25 protein-coding genes are annotated in these 18,647 nt (G+C 42.5%); all 25 read right to left on the reverse strand.

Translation table 11 applies throughout. The features are described from left to right. Window positions 1-232: 232 nt before the first annotated feature. The gene (locus SJY39_RS00910) at window positions 233-1,213 is read right to left on the reverse strand and encodes a DUF932 domain-containing protein (RefSeq protein WP_390240836.1); all 981 of its coding nucleotides are present in this window, start codon (window positions 1,211-1,213) and stop codon (window positions 233-235) included. 227 nt (window positions 1,214-1,440) lie between these two features. Then, window positions 1,441-1,776 (reverse strand): hypothetical protein, encoded by a 336-nt coding sequence (locus SJY39_RS00915; protein WP_390240837.1) that lies wholly within the window; start codon window positions 1,774-1,776, stop codon window positions 1,441-1,443. 329 nt (window positions 1,777-2,105) lie between these two features. Further along, window positions 2,106-3,299 carry an LPD29 domain-containing protein gene (locus SJY39_RS00920; protein ID WP_390240839.1) on the reverse strand — a complete coding sequence of 398 codons (1,194 nt, stop codon included), beginning with the start codon at window positions 3,297-3,299 and terminating at the stop codon, window positions 2,106-2,108. A gap of 247 nt (window positions 3,300-3,546) precedes the next feature. Beyond that, a complete protein-coding gene (locus tag SJY39_RS00925) occupies window positions 3,547-4,500 on the reverse strand; it encodes a hypothetical protein (RefSeq protein ID WP_390240841.1) in 954 nt (317 codons plus the stop codon). A gap of 245 nt (window positions 4,501-4,745) precedes the next feature. Then, window positions 4,746-4,979, reverse strand: coding sequence for a hypothetical protein (locus tag SJY39_RS00930; RefSeq protein ID WP_390240843.1), 234 nt, complete (start codon window positions 4,977-4,979; stop codon window positions 4,746-4,748). A gap of 10 nt (window positions 4,980-4,989) precedes the next feature. Further along, on the reverse strand, window positions 4,990-5,637 hold the full coding sequence (locus tag SJY39_RS00935; RefSeq protein WP_390240845.1) for a hypothetical protein: 648 nt from the start codon (window positions 5,635-5,637) through the stop codon (window positions 4,990-4,992). Window positions 5,638-5,730: 93 nt separating this feature from the next. Then, window positions 5,731-6,519 carry a hypothetical protein gene (locus tag SJY39_RS00940; protein WP_390240847.1) on the reverse strand — a complete coding sequence of 263 codons (789 nt, stop codon included), beginning with the start codon at window positions 6,517-6,519 and terminating at the stop codon, window positions 5,731-5,733. A 208-nt stretch (window positions 6,520-6,727) separates the two neighbouring features. Further along, complete coding sequence (locus SJY39_RS00945) at window positions 6,728-7,003, reverse strand: hypothetical protein (protein WP_390240849.1); 276 nt, start codon at window positions 7,001-7,003, stop codon at window positions 6,728-6,730. Between the two features lie 63 nt (window positions 7,004-7,066). After that, window positions 7,067-7,609 (reverse strand): hypothetical protein, encoded by a 543-nt coding sequence (locus SJY39_RS00950; protein ID WP_390240851.1) that lies wholly within the window; start codon window positions 7,607-7,609, stop codon window positions 7,067-7,069. Window positions 7,610-7,799: 190 nt separating this feature from the next. After that, a complete protein-coding gene (locus tag SJY39_RS00955) occupies window positions 7,800-8,054 on the reverse strand; it encodes a hypothetical protein (RefSeq protein ID WP_390240852.1) in 255 nt (84 codons plus the stop codon). A gap of 52 nt (window positions 8,055-8,106) precedes the next feature. Continuing rightward, window positions 8,107-9,147, reverse strand: coding sequence for a hypothetical protein (locus SJY39_RS00960; protein ID WP_390240854.1), 1,041 nt, complete (start codon window positions 9,145-9,147; stop codon window positions 8,107-8,109). 62 nt (window positions 9,148-9,209) lie between these two features. Further along, window positions 9,210-9,584 carry a hypothetical protein gene (locus SJY39_RS00965; RefSeq protein ID WP_390240856.1) on the reverse strand — a complete coding sequence of 125 codons (375 nt, stop codon included), beginning with the start codon at window positions 9,582-9,584 and terminating at the stop codon, window positions 9,210-9,212. A gap of 278 nt (window positions 9,585-9,862) precedes the next feature. Beyond that, window positions 9,863-9,997 (reverse strand): hypothetical protein, encoded by a 135-nt coding sequence (locus SJY39_RS00970; protein WP_390240858.1) that lies wholly within the window; start codon window positions 9,995-9,997, stop codon window positions 9,863-9,865. Between the two features lie 91 nt (window positions 9,998-10,088). Further along, a complete protein-coding gene (locus tag SJY39_RS00975) occupies window positions 10,089-10,328 on the reverse strand; it encodes a hypothetical protein (RefSeq protein ID WP_390240860.1) in 240 nt (79 codons plus the stop codon). A 5-nt stretch (window positions 10,329-10,333) separates the two neighbouring features. After that, a complete protein-coding gene (locus SJY39_RS00980; protein WP_390240862.1) occupies window positions 10,334-10,606 on the reverse strand; it encodes a hypothetical protein in 273 nt (90 codons plus the stop codon). After that, window positions 10,606-11,406 (reverse strand): hypothetical protein, encoded by an 801-nt coding sequence (locus SJY39_RS00985; RefSeq protein WP_390240863.1) that lies wholly within the window; start codon window positions 11,404-11,406, stop codon window positions 10,606-10,608. Before SJY39_RS00985 ends, SJY39_RS00980 begins: the two co-directional genes overlap by 1 nt. Before the next feature lie 264 nt (window positions 11,407-11,670). After that, complete coding sequence (locus SJY39_RS00990; protein WP_390240865.1) at window positions 11,671-12,264, reverse strand: hypothetical protein; 594 nt, start codon at window positions 12,262-12,264, stop codon at window positions 11,671-11,673. Window positions 12,265-12,329: 65 nt separating this feature from the next. Continuing rightward, window positions 12,330-12,839 (reverse strand): hypothetical protein, encoded by a 510-nt coding sequence (locus SJY39_RS00995; protein ID WP_390240867.1) that lies wholly within the window; start codon window positions 12,837-12,839, stop codon window positions 12,330-12,332. Window positions 12,840-12,896: 57 nt separating this feature from the next. Beyond that, entirely contained in the window at window positions 12,897-13,214 is a 318-nt protein-coding gene (locus tag SJY39_RS01000) for a hypothetical protein (protein WP_390240869.1), read from the reverse strand. 254 nt (window positions 13,215-13,468) lie between these two features. Then, window positions 13,469-14,230 (reverse strand): hypothetical protein, encoded by a 762-nt coding sequence (locus SJY39_RS01005; RefSeq protein ID WP_390240871.1) that lies wholly within the window; start codon window positions 14,228-14,230, stop codon window positions 13,469-13,471. A gap of 220 nt (window positions 14,231-14,450) precedes the next feature. Next, the gene (locus tag SJY39_RS01010; protein ID WP_390240872.1) at window positions 14,451-16,055 is read right to left on the reverse strand and encodes a hypothetical protein; all 1,605 of its coding nucleotides are present in this window, start codon (window positions 16,053-16,055) and stop codon (window positions 14,451-14,453) included. An 86-nt stretch (window positions 16,056-16,141) separates the two neighbouring features. Continuing rightward, on the reverse strand, window positions 16,142-16,810 hold the full coding sequence (locus tag SJY39_RS01015; RefSeq protein WP_390240874.1) for a helix-turn-helix domain-containing protein: 669 nt from the start codon (window positions 16,808-16,810) through the stop codon (window positions 16,142-16,144). A gap of 4 nt (window positions 16,811-16,814) precedes the next feature. After that, window positions 16,815-17,006, reverse strand: a complete 192-nt coding sequence (locus SJY39_RS01020; RefSeq protein WP_390240876.1) for a hypothetical protein — start codon at window positions 17,004-17,006, stop codon at window positions 16,815-16,817. Window positions 17,007-17,104: 98 nt separating this feature from the next. Then, window positions 17,105-17,542 (reverse strand): hypothetical protein, encoded by a 438-nt coding sequence (locus SJY39_RS01025; protein ID WP_390240878.1) that lies wholly within the window; start codon window positions 17,540-17,542, stop codon window positions 17,105-17,107. A gap of 194 nt (window positions 17,543-17,736) precedes the next feature. Next, window positions 17,737-18,372, reverse strand: a complete 636-nt coding sequence (locus SJY39_RS01030; protein ID WP_390240880.1) for a hypothetical protein — start codon at window positions 18,370-18,372, stop codon at window positions 17,737-17,739. Window positions 18,373-18,647 lie beyond the last annotated feature (275 nt).

Below are 18,647 nucleotides of genomic sequence, written 5' to 3' on the forward strand. Positions count from 1 at the left end.
TTATTTAGAACCGTTTTTCTAAAAAACGATGCCAAATGGAATATCGAATTCCTTTGACTTTCGAGCCCGACTTCATTCAATAATGAGAATAAAAAAGCAATGTATCTTCTTTGAAAAAAAGGAAATGTCTTATTGGATAAAAAATCGCATGGAATCTGACGGGCGAAAAAAAGGAAAATATCAAAAACAAAAAAAGGGACTCAATCGAGTCCCTTTATGGTGATGGTATTTATTAAGCTGTTGCGACTTCCCAAAGTTTGTTTTTCAGAAAAACGCTTACCTCTTGCTCACGACCAAGGCGAACATTTTCAAGGTTAGCAATATTCTTGTCCTGTACTTTGTAATGAGTCGAATAAGCTGTAAGGGTGTTATACATTGCCCAATAGTTCGCGCCCATATCTTTTTTGTGTTCAGTGTATAGACGGTCAAACATATCGAATTTATTAAGGCTTACTTTGTCCTTGTCGGTAGAGATAGCCGTAATGATACGGTCTGCGTGTTTATCTTCTAGTGGTGTTTCAATTAGGTTCTTCCAGTAAAGTCCCATTTCAGAAAAGCTATTTACAGTCGTTTCCACTTTTTGCGTCATAAGCTGTAAATCCATATTTCCGCTATGGCGAGCATTTAATGATAGGAATTTCTCACCTGTCACTAATCCGTTAGTGCAGACAATACGAAAGCCACCAGCTTGAACTTGAAAATTACAGCTACCGTCATAAGAGTTAATTACCACAAGGCGCAAAATAACGCTGTCGCCCTCGCCTACTGTAACGCGGTGTGCAGGAAAGAAATATTGACGAATTACTTTACCGCCCTTTTGGACTACCGCATCTTTAATGAAACAACCATCTAGATTTAAATGACCTTTAGCCGCTAGGTTATTAATTGATTGCTGAATAGAATCAAAAGCATCAGCGTTTTTAAGAAGCGCGTAATCTTTGCCGTGTGTTTTGATAACGTGATCATCAGACTTGTTGATCACAACTTGCTCACCGTTGTCCGTCATACCCTCTGGTGTCCACAAAGACAAAGGTTGGATATCAACATCAAAGAAAATGTTGCTGTCTGTACGGTCGTCTACAATCAGGTCGCGCCAGTTTGATTCAGTCGCGATGTTGTTGAATGACGGTACAGGCTGTTTTACATCAAGAATAGTTGGATGGTACATAGTGCTCTCACTTATTAAGTTGGTTTGTTTAACTGACAGTGTCATTATAGCGCTGTTGGCTTATTAATTCCACTATTTTCTTAATTAAGGGAGAGTTAATTTTGAGTTTTGTTTTTCTGAAAAACGGTCTTCAAACAGTGGGTATGTATCGAATAGGGTTAACGTAATACTTGCATTTGGCGCAGGACTTACTCAATGATGAGAATAAAAAGAGAGGGTGTCTTATTCGTTTAAAAAGGGGGAGCACTGCCATGGGTCGGCAGTGCGATAGATTAAGCAGCTTTGTCGATGATCTGCTGTGCGGTGAACTGGTTATCTTGGTTGGTCATATCCATACCGTTATCGTGGAGCGCCTGAATCTGTTTGGCTGTATGAGAGTAATCATTCACAGTGTCTTTCACTTCTGCCCTTACATCTTCCAAAGAGTGGCACATCGAGCTAAGCAGTAGGACATGCGCGGCATCGCTGGACTCTTCAAGCATACGCATCACTGTGACTTCCATAGCGCTTCCTCGAACGCTTGAGATCATGACAGTAAAGCCCTTGTGCTCAACCGACTGAATACCATCATCTAGAATTTGTTGTTTACGAATTTCTTTTAAGCTCATGGGTTCTCTCCGAGATTGTTTACCTGACAGTGTCATTATAGCGCAGATTCAAGTGCGTTACCTGTCTAGGTTCACGTTAATCAGTGACTGATGAGGATTAAAGGTTTTGACTTTTGGGCAGGACTTTATCAATCATTTGAGATAAAAGAGGCTTGTCTTATTGGATGAAAAAGCATGTTGGCCACCAGCTACGGCTCTGCATCGAAAGACTTCATATTTGCATCAAAAGACTGCATAAGCGTTTTTGCATCGTTAGTCTTCATATTCGCAACAAAAGTCTTCATAAAAAAACCCAGCTCAACGGCTGGGTTTCTTCGTTTGGGATCTGTTTATGCGTGGGCGGTTTTGATGAACTCCATTGCTGATTCTTCATCTGGGAAAATGAAGCCAGCAATTGCTTCGCCTTTTGAGTAGCTAGAGTAATATCCTTTCAAGTTCTTAGCTTGTGCCTTTAGAATCAAGAACGTTTCACGCGCTAGACGCTCAACCATGGACACAACAAAGATCTGTTTGTTCTTCTTGGTGTGCGTTGTTTCCTGTACTTGGCTCAGTGGTAGGTCGTATGGGTTTGTTACCTCTGTACCCGTTGGTTGAGCAATAGCGGCTTTTTGTGCCGTTGCTTTGCTCTTCTTCGCTTTTGGTTCTGGCTTAGTGTAGAAGCTCTTAGAAGTCAGTGCGCGACCAATCACCAAACCTACATCGTCAACGCTTGCGCTCTTTTGAAGTACTTTTGTAATCAAGCCGCCTCGCTTGTAATCCTCTAGCGAGATTGTTCCCTCTAGTGGGTCGCCCTTTGTTACCTCTGCAATAGTCTGCTCAATCACTGAGTCACTGAAAGAGCGGTGCGTGAACATGTATTTCACTTTACCGAAAAGGTGAGTAAATGGGCTTGTACCGTCTTTATAGATGTCTTCCATGCCGCAGAAGTGGCCAGCGGTGAACTCATCAACAACCTTTTGTACGTCCGTTGCCATTGCTCCGTCTTCCCAAGAAACATCGATGCAGTCATAGCCACGGCTACGCACTGAAAACTTATGACTAGGGAAATGTTTCTTTAGGTGTTTACGCACGTTTTTAGCCACGGTAGGCGCACCACAGTAGCGTTCAGCGTTTGCTAGGTGCGAGTACTCAGGATTTACACTCATCGCCTCTACAGCTTCATTGAATGCATTATCTTCTGCATCTTTTTTAGCTTGCTCAGTGCGTGTGTATAGTTCGTGATTGGCTAGCAGCTCAGCGATCTTCTCTTCGCTTGCTAGTTCCTTACCCTCAATCACGCCTGTTTGAATTCCAGAGCGCAATAAGCACTCAGGGTGACGACGTGAGAACTTACCGTTCAAATACACGATATCGACCTCACCACCACCAGAAGCCATGACACCACCAGCCATAGTCTCACAATCATCTGCATCGAGATTGTAAGTTGCAACGATGACGCCTAGACCGTTGTTATACAGTGATTGCTCAATCCACATACCGCGAACAATGTTACCTTTGAAGTTTTTGCTTGCTTGAACTGTCATGGTGATACCCTCTTAAAAATGAATGTGCTATTGCTTAACTGACAGTGTCATTATAGCGCAGTTGATTATCTAAGTATATGGTTTGTAATGTTTTTCAGGAAAATAGAGAGAATTAAATCAGTTGACAAGCCCCCGACTTCATTCAATAAAATGAGAAAAAAAGAAGTGTCTTATTGGATAAAAAGAGGGTCTGGGTTTTTGCGGTATGTGGGCGACTCTTTGAGTGTAAGAGCCGCCCTGAATTGGGTTAGTAGTCCACACCCCAACCAAATGAGTCGTCGTTTTCATCGAATTCAATTGCATTGCCAAGCTTGATCATCGTTCCGAGTAACTTCAATCCCTCATGGCATCCATGTTTTTCTGAAAAATCAGTGAAAAGTGGGGTTAACGTCGACAGCTGGGTTTCCCCCTCATTATTGAGTTTGAAAAAACTCGCGCAAATCCAACGCTCCCAAATACCCAACAACTCAAGGCCATCTTTAAACTCGCCTTGGTGATCATCTGGTACATGGTCTGGGTTACGCTGTTCGCAAGCATAGGTCATCAGTACCCTTTCAATCATTTCAAAGCGTTCATCAATCGAGTACCCATCAAACGAGCCAGCGTTTGTACTGCCGTTATACATAACAGACAACTCGCGCAAATTTGTATTTAGGTATTCGCCAATCTGTGTTTCAAGCATGTCATGACTGTGCGGTGCGGAATGGACGAACGTTTGTAGAGATCTGAACCAATCCACTCGCTTTTGAATACGTGATGGTAGCTGCCCTGATTTAATCAACCCTCTTTGCTCTCTACGCGCAAGGCAGCAAAACTTAAACTCTTTCAGGTACTCAGAAACCATGTATTCAAAGTGAGTGATCTTAACCGTATCATCTGGCCATCGACGCTTGATCTCATCTAGCTCGTTTTTCGTCTCCAAGTACTCCAATAGCATCATCTTGGCTGAGTTGGTGAAATACGCCCAATGTTGTTTTGCACACCACTTCACGCCCTCTGGCAAGTTCTTACGCTCAAGCGAATCAACAGGGGCTGTATAGCTGGTCAATGAGTGAGTTGATGCAAACTGTTGGCTATAGAAAGATTGAGGCAATGTAACCCAGCTAAACCTTGATAGTGGCTGGTTGCCTTTCTGGTGCTGCTCTGGGAATAGGGTTACATTCTGGCTGTATATCGGTGCTTGAAATGTTGAATGGCTCATTGGTTACTCTCTTACTCTATAACTTAACTGACAGGCTTACATTATAGCGCAATAATGCCAGTGTTTGATTCTGAATCCACGAGTATTAGAGGCATGACGCAAAACTAAATGACTTGACTATTTAGAGCCTTAAATCAGAAAATTGATAAATAGACTATGTCTTATTTGCAATAAAAGGGCTGGTGGTTGATGGCGCGACCCACAAGGCAGTGAGCCGCTAAGTTGCAGTATGATGAGTAAAACGGCTAGGCGTACTTTGTCGCAATGCTTCGCATTTGGCTGGCCACGTCTTGAGCGCGTTCGTCTTCTGAGTGATTACCGATGAGGTTGGCAAAGTTCATCAGCGTTGTTTCACCACGGCTCAACAGAAATGAGAACGTAGCAACAACATACGAAATCAACTGACGCTCATCGTCGGTGATCTGCTTTGGCGCGACCATCTTGGTTTTTAACGGGTGTTTCGTGATAGTGATAAGCATTAGTTTCCCCTCATCCTTGTTGGTTAGGTTTCAGATTGATCAGGTGTGTGTGGTCTTCCTGCTCTGGGTCAGCCCATACCAACAGCCTCAAAACACCTTGATAATGTTCTAAGAATATTGGGGCGTCTCCTGTTAACGTCTCGTATCCATCGACAGATACGGTTAAGCCATCAAACCCCGTACTTACAGCAACCGGTATCCTGTCCCAAGTTCTGTTAGGGTCATTCTTACGAATGTTTAAATTGGTGCGTGTGTGCTCGACGGGTAAACCGTTAGGGCTTCGCATATAGTCGAACATGGCATTAAGGATTAATTCACCCTCTGGGCGTCCCATTACCTGAAAATGACCGTGGAGGCTCTTGAGCACTTTAGGCAGTACCGATTCATTAAACTGCTCTAGTGACCTTACATCTGAGCCATAAGGTTTGATGTGTTCGATCAGGTTCTCGCCACCGTGTGAGCCTGACGGGTCATAGATGATGTAAGCCAGTGCTGACTTGAATTGTGTTTCTAAGTTCTCAACGTGCGTATTGAATGAGACGATGAGAAGTGTCCCGAATGATTCAAGGTGCAACCCACTATCAAATCGAATCGCTTGAGCTGACTCATAAGGTACGGGTTCGGTGATAACGGTCTTTCGCGTGACAATGTAACTCATTACTATTCCTTAGCTTTCCACCAGCAAAGCTCAACATATTTTTTTGAAAAATCGCTCAATCTTGCCGCCTCATTGAAGCGGCACAGATAGGGTTTAGATGATCTCTATATAGTTGCTGGTTTCGTCCATTTTAAACATCACGGCAATCATTTCGTTTTCGGTTGGCTGATGGGCATCAGCTTCCAACTCAAAAGGAATATCATCAGTGTCCAGATCTTGCTCAAAGTTAATATTGTCGAACTTCGTTTCTAAGCGATGCTTTAGGCGATAGTGATTTTTAATTTCATTGGCTAGTGATTTTGCATGGTCTTTCGACTCAACACATTTTAAGCCCGTATCCACTAATGATTGAGGTGCAAAGCCATAGATCGGATTGGATATCATATCGTTAATGGCATCCTCTTTAACGCCATCAATATTGAAGTCAGAGCCAAAAATCGTAACTCTTGTTTGAGCGTGACGAAATAGATCATCTTCGTGGAAGATCACCACTTGCTGACTCTTCTTGTGGACAAAGCCAACTCGCACATTTTCATGGATCAAGTCTTTCCAATCACAATTGTAATTGAAGCCTGTCATAACATAGAGCTGGCTACTTAATGGCTTTTGGTCAATCGGGTGGTTTAATTGGGTGACGCCATATGATGGGTATTGCTTTACGGCTGCGCGAGCTGCTGACAGAGTTTGATCACTGTCCTTGAATGCCACAACTTCTGATTCATTGAACATTGCCTTAGTCCACACAGAGCCAGAACGGTATAAGCAAGCGTAACCAACATAATCAGCGGTTGTGATTGGCACGTAAGCGGCAACGAAACCGTGAATGGTGGCCAGCTTTGGAAGCTGAGAGTAGTAGTTGATAAGTGCTTGTTCAATTTTCATGGTGATTCCTTAGTGCTATTGTTTAACTGACAGTGTCATTATAGCGCAGCTCGGCAAGTATAACCACCTTAATGATGGGTTTTGATGTAATTAAAAGTGTTGACAGAACAGTGACTTAAATCAATAAAATGATAAAAAAGGATTGTCTTATTAGATAAAAAGGGGCTGGTGGCATACTCAAGTGATGAGCATGCCAATGGTGGTTAGATTAGGCTACGCATTCCCAATCAGTTGCAGCAAATAACTGCATGAGGGTCGTGTGACCTTGTTTTAGTGCCTGTCTGTTCTGGTAAACGGTTTCAACTGACAGAGTGAGCCCTAATCCAACAAAGCAATAATCGACCGTATCATTGCCGTGGTCGCGCCACATCGTAGCCAGTTCAATGACTTCTTTTACGTCTGACAGTCGCCATGCATCGCGATTAGACAGCGGTTTCAGTATTCCGTTAACTGATTTAAACAGGGTAATGTTCATATTTTTCATCTGCTTAACCTCGTTTTTCTAGAAAATGCCCTAGCCTTTCACTAGGGCGGTATGACTACGGTACTACCTGAAACACTCGTTATAGAACTGAACTTGCTTATTGAAAGATTCATTCGCTTTGTCTTCACCGACAATAGCCACCAGTTTCTGACCATAAATATTATCTGTGGCTGATATTTGGCGAGCATCGAATACAAACGAATCAATCGAATCCTGAGTAATATAAGCAGGTAAATTATTCATGATCTCATGAAACATATGACCTGTAACCAAGACTGAATCTAATTGCTGATCTGGACTCTCACACTTATTAACCATCGGTATATGCTGCTTGGTCGCTTGCACGATATCTGATACTAGGTTCGCTGAGTCAATGGTAACGGCTTCACCATCAAGCGTAGACGGTTGGGATTCTTGCATGCCAAGGTGAGACATCAAAACTTCAAGCTCGAAACGATGACGCATCATGCCTGTTTCTGCTCCAAGGAAGTGAGAGCGGTATTCAGGCTTTTTCGCTGCCAAAACTTTCATCTCTTCTTCTTGCTCGATCCATTCAGCTAGTAGAGCTCTGAGTGATGTAGCGATGTTCATATTTGATGTGGTCATGATAGTTCCTTACTCTTCTGTTTAACTGACCTGTATATTATAGCGCAGATTGGTGATTTTTGCAGTTAACCGAAAGAGATAAAGTGAAGTAAATCAGTTGACAAAACATCAACTTAATTCAATAAAATGATAAAAAAGAATGGTCTTATTAGCTAAAAAAAGTCACCTAGCGAACTAGGTGACTCAAGGATTAGGCATGGTGAATATGGTAGCCACTTTTTTTGTCAGGCGACCACATATCAGCCCCTTTGATCAACTGGCTCAACGGTTTGCTTTCCACTTCTACGTGTTCCTTTATCGCTTCCATGTAGTTTAGTTTCGTATCAGCACTGATCACCGATTCGCTGCCACTGTGTAAAGCCCCTTGAATGGCCTCTAATTGGTCATCAGTAACAGAATCATCCACCAGCACTCTAACAACCATCGTAGTATCTAAAATTTTCATTGTAACTTCCTAATTAGTGGGCGTTTTTCAAAAAAACGCCCGTTTGACCGACTTAATTAGCCAGTGTGACAAAGTAAGATTCAAAAACAGACGTAAACAATGATACGGGTATGTGATTGCGCTCTGATAATGAGATTGTTGCGACCGCCTTGCGTATTTGGGCGAGCTCTTGCGCCAAATTCTCACGGCACTCTGTATCGAAATCTTTCAGTCTATTGAACATGATTTGCGCGTTCTTAACCTGTTCAATCATTTCGGGAGCTGATAGCGATTCAATATACCCCGTCATAGGGGGTCTATTGATGAGGTTGTGAGGCTTTAATCGGTGCAAAGCAAGCATCATCGCGGCTGGTGGGGTGTCGTCTTTAATCCACTCTAGTCCATTGTAGTATTCGGCTATCAGCGTTTGACGATCACCGCGCCAACGCCACTCAGTAGAACCGCACACCATGACGTCAGATTGCCATTGATCAAAAGTTTCTGTTGGGAGTAATAAACGATGAGTCGAGCACGTTCGGCCAAGGCAGCTACCAATCGAGCATTTTGCCTCGAACTTTAATTGATACGGGTTCTCGTCGTAGTCCGTGATATACCCCTCAATGACTGGGTTCGCCTTACAGCAATCATCACAAGCGAAAACGGTTGTTCTTCCTGTGCTGTCGTCATGGTGGACATTTTTAACGAAAGAAAGATTAAACAGTAGCGGAGCTTTAGACGTGTTGAAATACTCTAAGCGGTTCACGTCCAAAAGGTCACTGTACGGATGGTGGGGCGACATTTGGTTTTTACCCAGTGTCAGTAATGGAGTCGTATCAAAGCACTTTTGAAGCGTCTCTATACCTTTCTTGGTTAACGTACCTTGCTCGGCTTCCAAAGTGTAATACTTATTGAATATCGAAAACTCTACTCGCTCTTGCTTTATGTATGAGCTATCCACGTCTAGCGGCTGACAGTTAGTGATCATCACTTTCGATGCGTCCAATTTGCCATGATGCGACAAAGCAACTGACAAATCCAAGCAGCATTCTGCATACTCTTCATCGCCTTGCCCCTCATCGCCCCAAGAAACAACAAAATTTGCGCCCAATTTCATAGTTCAATCCTTAATTTGGTTGTGGCTCATAGCGTCTCTATGAGCCTGTAACGGGTGATAACCTAAAGCCAAGTAATGTCAGCACACTTAATGCTTTGTAATAACAGAGCTCGCTTGCTGCGCTCTACACAAGGTAAAAGGTGTATGCGAACCTCTTCCAGCGTGTCACGGAATTGAGCACTGTGTTTTAACACGGCTGCGATCCCAAACTCTTCAAGAATTGGCTTTAGCTTCTCATCACGTTGTTCGCGCAATTCTGCTCGTTTCGCGATAGCCAGTTTCGATTGAAATACTGATTCTGGCATCAATTCGATTGAGCCGATCACCGTGCCTTTCTCTGGATGACCGTACATGATTTCGCCAAATTGAAATCCACGGTAATCGCGGTGCGTGTGTTTGAAAATAAGTTGAATATCTTGCTTGTTACGTGAGCTCATAAAAACCTCTGTGCTATTGTTTAACTGACAGTTACATTATAGCGCAACTGAATTATTAATTCAGTTGAATTGGGGGCGTTTTAAATAGGATTGTTGAGATTTTGAACTGGTTCGCACTGGCAGTGAAAACAATTGGAAACAAGGACTTATGCAATTGACAAGAGCGTGACTCATTTCAATAAAATGATTAAAAAAGGGATGTCTTATTGGTGAAATAGAGCCCTAAGCATTAGGGCTGCTCTGTGGTTTTGGGTAGCACCTTTGTACTACCCTGCTGCTTAGCGGTTGCCGTTAAAGGTTCGCTGCCTTTGCTTCGCTTTCTTAAGGCACGTTTCCCATGAGAGCCGTTTATCTTTGTTGCGATATGACTGCGCCAACTTCTCTAGCGCTTTTTGTTCTGCTGACTTAAACATGATCTGCCCTACCGTAATTTTTTATAACGGTAATACAAAGGTACTACCGTGATTGGCTTATCCGTTTTTTTAAAAAATAGCCTTTGGACTGTTAACCGTTCCGTTGTGCCTCGAACTCCTTGAGGTTCACTAACAAATCGTAAAATTCACACAGCACGAACACCCCACGAAATAGCGCTTGGTTAATGCTTATCTGAGGGGTATGAGTAAACCCAAAAGCTCCGTTAAGAATAAGCACAAGGCTCATTAGGTAGCCGTAAAATATCCCCCCTATCACTGCCCATATTGCGCAAATTAACAAGGCAACAATGGCTATTGATTCCATATCCATAATGTTCAAACTCCTTTTTGACTCATGTTTGGTTGTACTGATTCATCGAGAGCAATTGCCGATAGAGGGAATTGCTTAATTCTGGGCTTATTGGTACGTCTGTCCCTGCCTGTAATGACTCTCACGTAATCGCGGCCATTGATATTTTGAACCTTGTGAACCTCGCCTCTATGGTCTGGGTACACGTCTTTGAAGAAATAGCGGATCTTCACTCTCACGCCTTTTTTAAGCTGTGAGAGTGGTGCGATCTCCACGTTTAGAGGTGGTGGGACTTCCATTAAGCCACCAGCTGCTTTGATTCGTTCTTTACTGACTTGATAAGGGTCATCAACTCAAACAAGGTTTCGAAGCGTGAACCCATGCGCCCCAGTTGATAGTCATCACCACCGTTAAACTCACTGCCGAATTCGGCCATGAATTGATAGAACGTATCCGATGCTAGCGGTTGCTCTACTGGGCATTTTTCCGAAAAATTCAGATCTTCATAGTTCTTAAAGATCGTAAGTTCATGCTGAGCTAGTTGCTCAATGTCTACGTTTGGATGTACCCAAGTGTTGATTTGCACATCAGCATAATACGCACAGTGAGCACGGAAGCCGTAGCGGTCTGGGTATTGGACTCTTGTTGTCGACTGACCTAGTGACTTAAGTTCGGCCTTTGGCGTGTAGTGCGATAGCCCTGAGTGCTCAAAACTTACTGAATCATCGGCATTTACCCACGCCCACGCTACGTAGGAAATGAGTGACATTTCATCAGGATCATGTGAGGTATGCGTACCTTTTAGGGCGGCTTTCTTTAGCCCTCCGTAAAGGTTATCGATGAAATAAACAAGGTCATTCGTTTGAGGGATTTGACCGTCACGGCTGTTGATAGCGTTTTGAATTTTATCGCGAGTCGCGTAGTAGAATTCAAAGTCTTCTACTCTGCCCATAAACATGCCATCGCTAAACTTCTCGTTGCCCATGTTTCTAACGATAAATTCAACAACTGGGGTCGGGAACGTCGCGTTTAGCTCTTCCTTGCTCATCTGGAATAAGCCGTTAAAAGCGTCTTGAATTACTTGAGTTGTGATTTCCATTTTGTTGCTCCGCAAATGATTAACTGACAGTGTCATTTTAGCGCAGTTGGGGCGATATGTACAGGTTATAAGGGGCTAACGAGCACAATAAAGCTCTTGATTTTAAAGGTGAATACTCTCAATTATGAGAATAAGAAAGGGTTTGTCTTATTGGATAAAAATCGGCTTTAGCCGTTGCCGATAATGCAAGGTAATACCGTGGTAATACCCACGTAGGCCGCTTTAGGTAGCGGTGATCATATCACCGCTTTCATGGGTTAGGATTCAATCAGAGCACCAACCACCAACGATGTAGTTAATTCCTTGTGCGGCCTTTGTTTCGGCTCTAAGGGCGTGTAGTTTATCTTTAGCATCTGCGATCTTCTTACGCTTGGTAACAATGACCTTTGTTTGTGTCGCTGAAAGAATGCCATCAACAATGATGTCACACACTGGACAATTAACCTTAGTGACTTTGTTGCGGTCTACACGATGCTTGCACTTTCGGCATGACACGGTTTTAGACTTGGCAGAACGAATAGCAATGACCATCTTACTTTTTGCCTCTTCATAGCCTTGGTTGGCCTTGTCGAGTGCTTCAATACCTTTTAGCTTATTCGCCTTGGGGATCTGGACTTCCGCTTTGTATGGGATAGCCCACGCAGGATCAAACTTGCTGTTGTTGTTCAAAGCATCTTCCGCTGCTTCTTCGTTCTCAAACACTTCACTGTCTAAAATTTGTAAGTAACTCTTTTCAGCTAGTGAGCCTGAATATCCACGAATACCCCCACAAGAGTTTTGTTGATCTCGAAACTCAATCAGCAACTCGTCATGCGTTGGGTTGTTTCTTTGTAAATATCGAATAAATCGACCGCCCATAGTCTTTCCCTTTTCAAATGATGTAGGCGATGAGTGATATCACCGCCATGCCCTATCCAACCACCCTAGTAACTAGGGGCTTCGCTGTGAGGTCTATTCAAGTACTGAATAAACAAAAGGTTCATCAGGTCATCAAGAGCCAACACCGTGCCTAATTTAGTCGGCAAGCTGTGTCCCGTACTTGTTGAGTCGATTGATTCGAGTTTGTAATCCCATAATGTTTTATTGTCTGTGTGGGTCGACTTCACTAGAGATATCACTAGGTTCAATTCTTTTTCTAGAAAGTCCTTTAGTCTGTTGATTTGAACAGGTTCACCGCTGATGTGTGTCCATAACTCGACATCCTTTGCATCAATAAACGTCTCATCAACAATGCAAAACCAACTATCAGTATTTAGGTTGTAATAAGCCAGTGTCATATCGCCCGTATGGGTCTTTATCGCGCAAGTTTTAGAGTTGTAATCCATAACGCCATTTAAGTCCTCTGCATACACGCGAGGATCTACAACCGACATTGGTATCCAACTCTCGTATGGTGCAACTAGCTCTTGAGTTAAATCATTCATTCTACGCATTGTCATACTCCATTTTTCAAAAAAACGAGCAAGCTAAGATTGCTTGCTCAAATTAATTTACAGGTACATTTCAAGGTGGTTGATCACGTTAGTCATAACGTCTTTCTCATCTTCATTTAATTCCTGAACCTGAGTTTTAACGTCTTCAAGCGAGTACTTACCTGACTGAACAACCATGCCAAGCGTTTTTGCCATAGGCGCGACTGGGGCGTGTTCTACCACGTCTTTCATGACTTGAACGGATTGAAGTGAACCATCAATCACCTTGTCTTCTCGACCCCATTGAACGCGAACCTCACCCTGCATCTGAATGTGTTGCTGTGCGCTAACTGAAAGGAAGTTTTGAAGCTGAGCTTTTTCTTGAGTTGTAATCATAATGACCTCTGAACTTGTTTAACTGACAGTGTCATTATAGCGCAGTTGGTGGGGTTTTTGTAGGTAACGCAGGAAATTAAAAGCGAATAAAGTGTTTGATTTTAAAGCGAATTAATCTCAATCATGAGAATAAAAAGAGGCTTGTCTTATTGGTTTAAAAAGGGGTATTACTGAGGTACTACCGACCCGTCATGTTCAGACCGTTTTCCTAAAAAACCACCAACTTAAATTGAGCTGGTGGTTGTTAGGATGGGTTACGGGATCAGCATGTTGGTACGCCCCGTTGCAAGCTCTATTTCATGGGGCTCAAGGTTCTTGTCAGATCGAAAACACCAAATATTGAGCCAGCTCTTAAGGATGCTAATGTAACGGTTCTTATGTACGCTGATATCAATCTGAACTGAATCAAATACATCGACTGGATAACCCTGCTCAAAGTATTTCTTAGGTTCACTCAAAAGTAGGTGCTTGAAAATTCTGTGAAAGTCTTTATTTTCCAAGCCGTTTAACCAGCAAGTACGAGTAAGAATGTACAATTTTGCTTCATAGATGATCTCACCAAAATCAAAACTGATGCGTTGAAATTGATACACGCGCTTAAGTGGGGTTAGCTTGAAAATTAACTGTTGGATCTCATAGCTTTCAGTAGAACTGAGCGTCTTCATCTGGCCTTTTCGATCCGATGCCTTAAGGGGGATTTTAAAGTGCTTTTCAATCGCTTCTAGGTACGATGTCAGATCTTCCTTGCTGCTCGATTCTTTAACGAAGTTCTTGAATGACGATTTGTAATTGCGCTGTGATTTATCAGCAAACAATACACCATTGTCATTCTGAAAATCGGTATGCAATGTAAGCGGCTTTGTTAGTGACTTTTCAAAGCTCGCTGAGTAAACCGTGTTAACCAGCTTGTAGCAAAGAATGATGGCGCGAGTTAAAAGGGCTTTCTCTGCCGCTTCTTTCGCTTTCTCTTCGTCCGTTTTGAACTCTAAGGTGAATGATGGGTTACGTGAATACATGGTCTGTGCTCCTGTTTAACTGACAGTGTCATTATAGCGCAGATGTGTGATTTTTAGTACCACTCTTTTTGCGATTATAGGAATTAAATCGCTTGATTTAATCGAGGTTTAAGCTCAATCATGAGAATAAAAAGGACTTGTCTTATTGGATTTAAAAGGCGGTAGCACAAAGGTACTACCGAGCTGGTTGGTTGCGTTTTTTGGAAAAATGGTACGCGCCTTATGCCGCTTGATTTTCATGCTTATACATCTCGTAGATGCTCTGATATCGTGCGTCACTTCCTTTCATCACAGTAACTTCGATACCATCAAAATGTTGTCGCCAGTTCAGGCGCTTTAGCGACTCAAACAGAATTCTGTCAATGCTGGGAGTGACTAAGTTCCAAGATACCTCAAGGGCTTCGCTGGGCGTATGCGATTCAGGAGTAATACCAGTGATTAGCATTGGGTGATTTTCTAAACATTGGTCAAACACTTCGAAGAATTTAAAAATGTCATCTTCGTTAAGCAGATCGTAAAGCGATTCTGTGACTAATGGGCTCGTATTCGGGTTGATGCTTTCTTGGTAGTAATTGTGCTCACGGCATACCTTAGCTTTCATTGCCTGTTCTGCTTCATGCTCTCTCGCAATTTGATGGGCTAATTGCTGCCCTTTCGCGCCAGCGCTAAACAGTGCCGTGGTTCTACATCCGTCTAGTTGGACATCCAGATCGTAAATGTTCGCTAGATTCAATCTCTGCGTTAATTTGTGGCGATAGGTGGCATCCGTTAAACCGAAGAAATGCACTTTCTTAAACATGGGTTGCTGAGTGATTGGGTTAGTCACTTCAAAAAGCTGCTCGATCTGCTCAATGTCTAAAGCCAGATTAAGATTTTTGTTCTTTAGGCACGGCACTCCTAAACGGATACGAGAATCATAGTTCAGAGGCTTCATGAGCTTTAAAGCCAGATTACCCATATCATTTGACCTGTGTATCGGCAAAACCACGTCACAGCGCTCACAGAGAGCAAGAATACGGTTTTTGAAACGTTCTACTATCTCTAGAGCTTCTATTTCACAAAATGGGCTGTCTGGGATAACGATGGTTACGTTTGCTGCTTGCGATTCAGTTAATGACTCTATGATGGTTTCGTACTGCTCAAACACAGATTCGAGATCAAACGACTTACCTTTGTTGGCCAAACTGATGAGCCCGTTATCGATGAACAACCGTTTCGAGTGCGTAGCGTTTAAAAGACCATCGAGCAACTTGCTGGGTTTGCTTGGGTTACAGTAATACAACGATGTCCCTACATGGCATCCAGCGTCGACATAAGCGAGCTCTGGCGGGTTACAGATGCCTGACCTCATGAATACAGGTTTACTCAAGGTAGGCGTCGTGATGCGCTTCAACACGCGAAGATACCGGTTAAGTGAAATCTCAGACTGAGACGACTCACACACATAAATGTTGTTGCACTTTTTGACCTGTTCGGCAAAAGCTGGGCTGGCCATGAGCGCGTCCCATAGCGCTTTATGTGGCTGATCTAGAAATACGTAAACGTCCCTTTCAATCGGTATATCTCGGATAAAGCTGAGCGCCTTATTCTTAATGAAATTAATGATCGGTTGCACTGCTGGGTTAGACACATCGAACGTCGCTACATCGTGCCTCTCAAAAATCGCGTCTCCATCAACCAGACCGTGGGAGTATGACAATACAGCCACATCCACCAGCTCATTGCCCCTTAGACAATCAAAGAACGGGTTATCATACAGATCACGGACTAACGTCAAATCATCACGTTGCTGGTGGGTTGGGCTGAGAATTACAAGAGGTTTCATAGGCTGCTCACAGTAAGGTATTACCTTTGTACTACCTGATTTTAATGGGTAGTACCGTTGTACTACCGAGCGGTTATCAATGGTTTTTATGAAAAACAAATTCGGTTTAGTTCAATGTGCTGCTGCTCCGTTAGGATCAACATGTACTGGGTGTAATTGAATACTTCACCCTTATAGCTCAGTGAATTTGGCAAGCTGTTTCCCTCTGAAAGAGCCTCTTTGCATGCTGTGTAGAAAGCGTGATTAATCCCAATGGTTGGGTTTTCCATTGATACACTTTGAACAGCTAACCCCTGCTCGTTAAATGCACCTGTTGAAACCGCTTCATTAACAAGGTTCTGCGTGATAGCTGCGATCTTATTAATGCTTGTTTCAGATTGGGTGCGTTCAATATCGGCCTGAATCTCAATAGTTACTGCAATGTTGGTTGTCGTCATTCTTGAATCTCCCGTCTCAATGTCAGCCCATCTTTTGCCACGTTTAATATCTGAGATATGGCTTGGATGAACGTTGTACTGTTTTGCTATTGAACTCTGAGTCAGTTTGGCGGTTTGAAGTTTGATCTTTATCTCTCTGACATCACTTTCAGTTAATTTGTTGGAAGCGCGTTTATTGCCACATCCTTGATGGGTATTGCTAACCAATTCCTCATCACGCAAACCCGACTCATAACGATTTACAAGTGTTGAAATCGGTATGTCAAAACGATTGCTGAGATCAGTCCACCCGATTTTCTGTCCTTTGAAATCAATCATCTTCTTAGCTCTCTAGGGATTCAGTCTTGCTTAACGCGAGGATTTTGAGATCGCCTAATTTATCAGCGTTAAAAAGAGCTTCGCCTTGCTCAAAGCTGGCTTTCTCAGCCAACTCTTCCCAAGTCTTTATTGATTCGTATCCACCATAACCCTGCTCGGATTCTATGAGCTTTTTCTTAGCTTCTTCTAATGTCATAACTGCCTCATTTTTCTAAAAAATAGTGACCATGTAACATTTGATATGTGGTGAGAAACTACGCCATTGCTCACCACTCGACTGACTGGTTAGCATCACTAAATGAAAATATTCTCATCCATAAATGCATACGCTTTGCCGTCTTCGAAATGCAAAAATTTACAATCGTTCGGTGTCCACTCTTCACGATCAGAATTCGCCTTAACAAACGTGTCATCGACAAACGGGATATAACTGAGTTTTATCCCTTTACTCAAATCCACTTTTTTTGAAACACCATGGATGCGGCCAATCAAATAAGCATGAACATTCCGAGTTTTTTGACGTCTAGCGCGGAGCTGGCCAGATTGAGAGATCTTGATAGGATTTTCTTTTACAGAAATCGTGACGCTTGAAAAGTGGCAAGCGACCTTATTGTTTAGAGGGTGCTTAGATTGGAATACTTGTAATGAGAAAAGACCATTAAGAAGATTGCGGTACACTTTCACGCGAGTAAACGGTTCAATTGATCGGTTCTTGAAATTAGAGGAATACATACAACCCCCTAATAGACAAAATGTTGTAATTGCATACAAAATGCAAAGGCACAAAGAATAAAAATAACTGGCATGGTGTTTCTCCAAATTCGCTTAACTGACCATGTCATTATAGCGCATTTATGTTATTTTTACATGTATTTATTTTGATGTTATGGCATTTATACAACGAAATAAATGCCATGCATATCGCTTCAACTTTTTACTAAGTCAGCCTTTGTACAGTTTTTTTGCATACTGTCTAACTGATGGTTTTCTAGGGGGAGCTGATCCCGATAGTTCGAATTTAAGATAGAAAAAATCGTGAAGTAATCGGCAGTCGTCAGCGAGCCATAATTGAAGTTGTTGAAATCTCCAAACTGACCCGTTTTTAAGTTATCGACGCATTGGTTTCGGGTGTGCTCAAAATCTTTATCACTTACGTTTTGAAATGCTCCATAACACCAATTGATGCCCTCGGTATTTTTTGATTTATAAGTATTGAATGACATCTCAATACCCGTTTTGATGATCGATTTATAGAATTCTGAAACGAATTCACTAGGCGAATCGAATAATGAATCTCTTTGATAGCCATCCTTTAAGATTGGGCGATTAAGACCCCAGCCAAATTCAACAAGACAACGTTGTTCTTTAGGAAGATCTAAATAATGCAGCGACGATTCTTTCGATTTATACATTTCATCGATCAGATTTTCGAAGTCGCTGTATGAGGCGATTATCTTACTCTCTTCTTGTTTCTGAAAAGCCTGATACTTTTGATAACCTAGAGTCGCCCCAATCCCAAAAGCAAAGAGGGTTACACCACTCAAAAAAGACATCACTTTCATATATCACCTTAAGTCCATTTTTCTAAAAAATAAAAAAGGGGCGTCATCGCCCCAAGTTAAATTATCCATGTATGTTGTAGCCAAACGATGATGCTCTATCCTTTTGCCTCACGCCCTTACTAACTAGCAATGGAAGTGTGCGACCGTCTAGATGCTGCTTAGCTGCGCGTCGAAGCAAAATCAAAGCATGTCGACGTTTGTTGTTTAACTTAACTCTCGTTGGACAGGTTGAGCGTTGAGAGTTTCGCAGCTGGTTAAGAAGTAATAAATACATT

This window comes from Vibrio sp. R78045, from assembly GCF_042466085.1.
Classification (GTDB): Bacteria; Pseudomonadota; Gammaproteobacteria; order Enterobacterales; family Vibrionaceae; genus Vibrio; species Vibrio cyclitrophicus.